Here is a 3,695-nt window from a genome sequence, read left to right as displayed (position 1 = left end):
GTCTTTATCCGAGAAACCACCGCATTATGTGAAACACCCATCTTCTTCGCAAACGCACGAACCGATAGACCCTTACGCGTTTTCTTATTCATAGTTGCTCCATTTTGAATGGTATATACGAATTGTTGTACACTTTAATTATTGACAAGGTTTTATTTTTCGTGTACATAAAATATATGAAGATAGTGTGGGATGAACCAAAAAGAGCTTTAAACATTGTTAAACATAAGCTTGATTTTGCTGATGTTATTTACTTTGACTGGGAACATGCTCTTATTGATGCAACCCATTCAAACCGCATGAAGGCTATTGGACATTTTGCGGATGGCACAACAGTTATTGTTTTTGCAAAGCTTGGCAATGAAGCGATATCCATTATCAGTTTTCGTCAAGCGAATAAAAAAGAAAGAGAGGTTTTCAATGACTATCAAAAAAACCTTTGAAACAGGATGTGGCTATACAAAAGAAGATTGGGACGCTGTGGATTCCCCACCACTAACAGATGAAGAACTTGCACGCTTAAAGCCAGCTAAAGACGTTTTACCAGCCTCCTTTTTTAAGTATGTAACAGAAGAGCGCCGTAAACGTGGGCGTCCACCCGTTGAATCTCCTAAACAAGCGGTTACTCTCCGTCTCGACCCAAATGTTATTGCCTCTTTTAAAAAACAAGGAAAAGATTGGCGAACACGTATGGGTGAAGTCTTAAAAAAAGCAAGTGGTTGTTAAGCCGAACGATCTCGCCACTCTAAAAAATGTGCTTTACAGTTGAAATTAAACTTCAATTGTATTACATTGAAATACAGTTACAAGAGGAGAAGTCATTATGGCTGCCAGTCGTATGGTTCAAGCGCGTGTACCAGAAGAAATTCAAAATATCGCTAATCAAGTTATTCAAGCTTCAGGTTTATCAGTAAGTGATGTTGTGAGAGTGTTGATGACGCGTATTGCACAAGATAAAGCTATTCCGTCCTTCTTGTTTCAACCTAATGCGGAAACTATAGCGGCTTTTGCAGAACTAGAGGAAGGTAACTTAAAAAAGTTTCATTCCGTAGACGAATTATTTGACGATCTCTATGCGGCCGATTGAACGTACCACTATCTTCAAACGTGATTTCAAGCGTGAAATGAAAGGACGGTATCGGCATCTTTTAGATACTGATTTGCGCCAAATCATTGCAGCATTAGCAAATGATCAACCTTTAGAACCTCGATATCATGACCATGCATTGACTGGGAATTGGAGCAATTATCGAGATTGCCATATTCGACCTGACTTAGTGTTGATTTATCGCTTGATTGGTCAAGATCGATTGGTTTTAGTGCGTCTTGGCTCTCATGCAAAACTTGATCTTTAAACCACCTCCCCATTTTAAGAACGGGAAGGGGAGATGTTTTTAAATCTAAGCAGCTTTTACGACAGATCTTGCTAGAACCTGTTTTGCTTCTTTAATAAGGGCTTTGTATTTTCTGTTCTCTTCATCTACTCTGAAGGCATCAAGAAGACGAACATGAATTGGACCCAGAAGATACAAAACTTTTTCACCAGCGTTCATACCTTCCCAATAACTTGGCAAATCAAAGCGTGTATCATTATCATAATCAACAGATTGGCTTTTTAGTTTCTTTTCACACTCAATAAAATAACGGCGTGCTTGACGTCCTTTCTCGTTACGTTCAACCATGGAAAGCTCTTTTGCCATGTCTAGGGTGAGATGATATTCTTTACTTATAACATTTTTACGTTTCCCAATTTTGGGAAGCGTTAAAATATAGTCCTTTCCCTCTTCAAATGCATACTGATTAATGCGGTTCGTAATCCAAGTAGCAAAACGTTTTCCTATTGCCAAAAATGTATGTAATTCACGTGCATTCACTGTCTGAACGATATCACCATCAATCGTAGTTTGATGTAAGTCAATTAAATATTGTGCCATGATTTGGCTCCTATGTGCTTAAAGGTTTTCTATTGACATTCTAAAAGATGCCGGGTGCTAGAAAACACGGCACATAGCCCGTCGTTATGCTTTCCCCACAAGGGTATTGTATAGCATAACTACACCCGACAAAGTTATTATATGCGCCTAACATACAATGAGTCAAAGTCTTTAATGTGCGGAAGACTGATTATTTCGGCAACCAATCCGCTATGTGTTTAAGGTGTTTTCTAGGCACCTAATTCGAAAATAGACATTGACGCAACAATGTCAAGAATAAAAATAATTTTTATCTAAAAATAATCGTGTACTGTACAGTGTACATATTGAAATTGTTATTTATCAATGAGTTAAGTGTACAATGTACAGTCAATTTGAAAATTCTGTCGCTAGCGATAGTTCGCGCTCGTCCGCCCCGCAACGAAGCCAACCCGCTGGGAAGTACCTTTTGTATTGATTTTATTACGTTTTTTTTGAAATTGGAGAGGTATAATTGGCAATCTTCTTTAAATTAACATCCTCTCCACTCTGAAAGTGGAGAAGATGAGATTATGTTTTAAATCTAAGCAGCTTTTGTGACAGATCTAGCTAACACCTGTTTTGCTTCTTTAATGAGGGCTTTATATTTTCTATTCTCTTCATCTACTCTGAAAGCATCAAGAAGACGCACATGGATAGGACCTAAAAGATATAAAACTTTTTCACCAGCGTTCATACCCTCCCAATAACTTGGCAAATCAAAGCGTGTATCATTATCGTAATCGGTCTGTTCTTGACTCTCGAGTTCTATCCAGCGGTCAATGATCTTAGCACGCAACACTGTACTGTATCCTGAAATTAAGATAAGGCATTCACGCTTAGGTAGGTTGTAGCAGACTAATTTACGTCCTGTAGAATCCTTATAATTTCCTTGAAATTTACTCACCTCAATTTTGAGGTCAGTACATATTTGTCGAATATCTCTTACAATATTGTCATGCCTTTTATCACATAATTCCGCAATTTCACGGCTAGACATTGTTAACGTGGTTTGGGTATTTACTAAATTGTTCATAACGAACTCCTATCTACTTAGATATCTTCTATTCATACCTCAAGGGGTATCGGGTGCTAGAAAACACGGTAGATAGTCCGTCGTTATGCTTTTCCCAAAAGGGTATTGTATAGCATAACTACACCCGACGAGATCATTATATGCGACGAGCATAGAATGAGTCAAAGCCTTAATGTGCGGGAAGAGATTGTTCCGGCAATCTATCCGCTATCTATCAAGGTGTTTTCTAGGCACCTGATTTAACGATATATGTTTTTCGTGAATCTTGTCAAGTAATAAGATTGCTGTGAGTAGTGTGGTGACATAGCTTGAGAACATGATCTAGCCTTTCTTGTTGGCAGCATATTCTTGACGTTTAAGTTGTCTCTGTATGTTTTCAGTTAATCTTTCATTGGCATATTGTGCAATAGCACTTGCAATCTCTGGTTTGGACATCATTCCAGCAATTGAGGGTCCTTCTTGTTTTGCAATAGGGAATTGATCTCCATCGGCTCTTTGAAAAACATTCCCATTCAGCTTTTTTAATTCAACGCGCTTTGGAAAACTCCCACCTTTGATAAAAGCATGGGGTAAGATTTCTTTCTTTCCAAACAGTGTGTAAGTTACGCCGCGTTTTGTTTCTCTTGCTTGAAAAAATTTAAGAGGTATTGGTGTTCCAGAACCAATGATATCTGTCTCAAGAAACCTTGCTGTCGCCTTTTCTTTAA

The 3,695-nt window shown here is 38.2% G+C and carries 7 protein-coding genes; 4 read left to right on the top strand and 3 right to left on the bottom strand.

Annotated elements, in window-relative coordinates:
• The first annotated feature begins 176 nt into the window (after window positions 1-176).
• The 4 genes from ACFINO_RS09335 (at window position 177) to ACFINO_RS09320 (ending at window position 1,355) form a co-directional block, all read left to right on the top strand.
• Window positions 177-443, top strand: a complete 267-nt coding sequence (locus tag ACFINO_RS09335) for a BrnT family toxin (RefSeq protein ID WP_375613975.1) — start codon at window positions 177-179, stop codon at window positions 441-443.
• Window positions 421-726, top strand: coding sequence for a BrnA antitoxin family protein (locus tag ACFINO_RS09330; RefSeq protein ID WP_375618924.1), 306 nt, complete (start codon window positions 421-423; stop codon window positions 724-726). Before ACFINO_RS09335 ends, ACFINO_RS09330 begins: the two co-directional genes overlap by 23 nt.
• 97 nt (window positions 727-823) lie before the next feature.
• Window positions 824-1,087 (top strand): type II toxin-antitoxin system RelB/DinJ family antitoxin, encoded by a 264-nt coding sequence (locus ACFINO_RS09325; protein ID WP_375634899.1) that lies wholly within the window; start codon window positions 824-826, stop codon window positions 1,085-1,087.
• On the top strand, window positions 1,074-1,355 hold the full coding sequence (locus ACFINO_RS09320) for a type II toxin-antitoxin system YafQ family toxin (protein WP_375634897.1): 282 nt from the start codon (window positions 1,074-1,076) through the stop codon (window positions 1,353-1,355). Before ACFINO_RS09325 ends, ACFINO_RS09320 begins: the two co-directional genes overlap by 14 nt.
• Before the next feature lie 45 nt (window positions 1,356-1,400).
• Here ACFINO_RS09320 and ACFINO_RS09315 read toward each other — a convergent pair whose 3' ends face one another.
• The 3 genes from ACFINO_RS09315 to ACFINO_RS09305 all read right to left on the bottom strand — a co-directional run.
• On the bottom strand, window positions 1,401-1,934 hold the full coding sequence (locus ACFINO_RS09315; RefSeq protein ID WP_375655528.1) for an antA/AntB antirepressor family protein: 534 nt from the start codon (window positions 1,932-1,934) through the stop codon (window positions 1,401-1,403).
• 562 nt (window positions 1,935-2,496) lie between these two features.
• Window positions 2,497-2,988, bottom strand: coding sequence for a Rha family transcriptional regulator (locus ACFINO_RS09310; protein WP_375655526.1), 492 nt, complete (start codon window positions 2,986-2,988; stop codon window positions 2,497-2,499).
• 321 nt (window positions 2,989-3,309) lie between these two features.
• Window positions 3,310-3,695 (bottom strand): hypothetical protein (locus ACFINO_RS09305; RefSeq protein WP_375655524.1); only part of this gene is annotated, 386 nt, incomplete at its 5' end.

This window comes from Bartonella sp. AA83SXKL, assembly GCF_042196965.1.
In the GTDB taxonomy this organism is placed as follows: Bacteria; Pseudomonadota; Alphaproteobacteria; order Rhizobiales; family Rhizobiaceae; genus Bartonella.
This window is presented reverse-complemented; position numbering and strand designations above follow the sequence as displayed.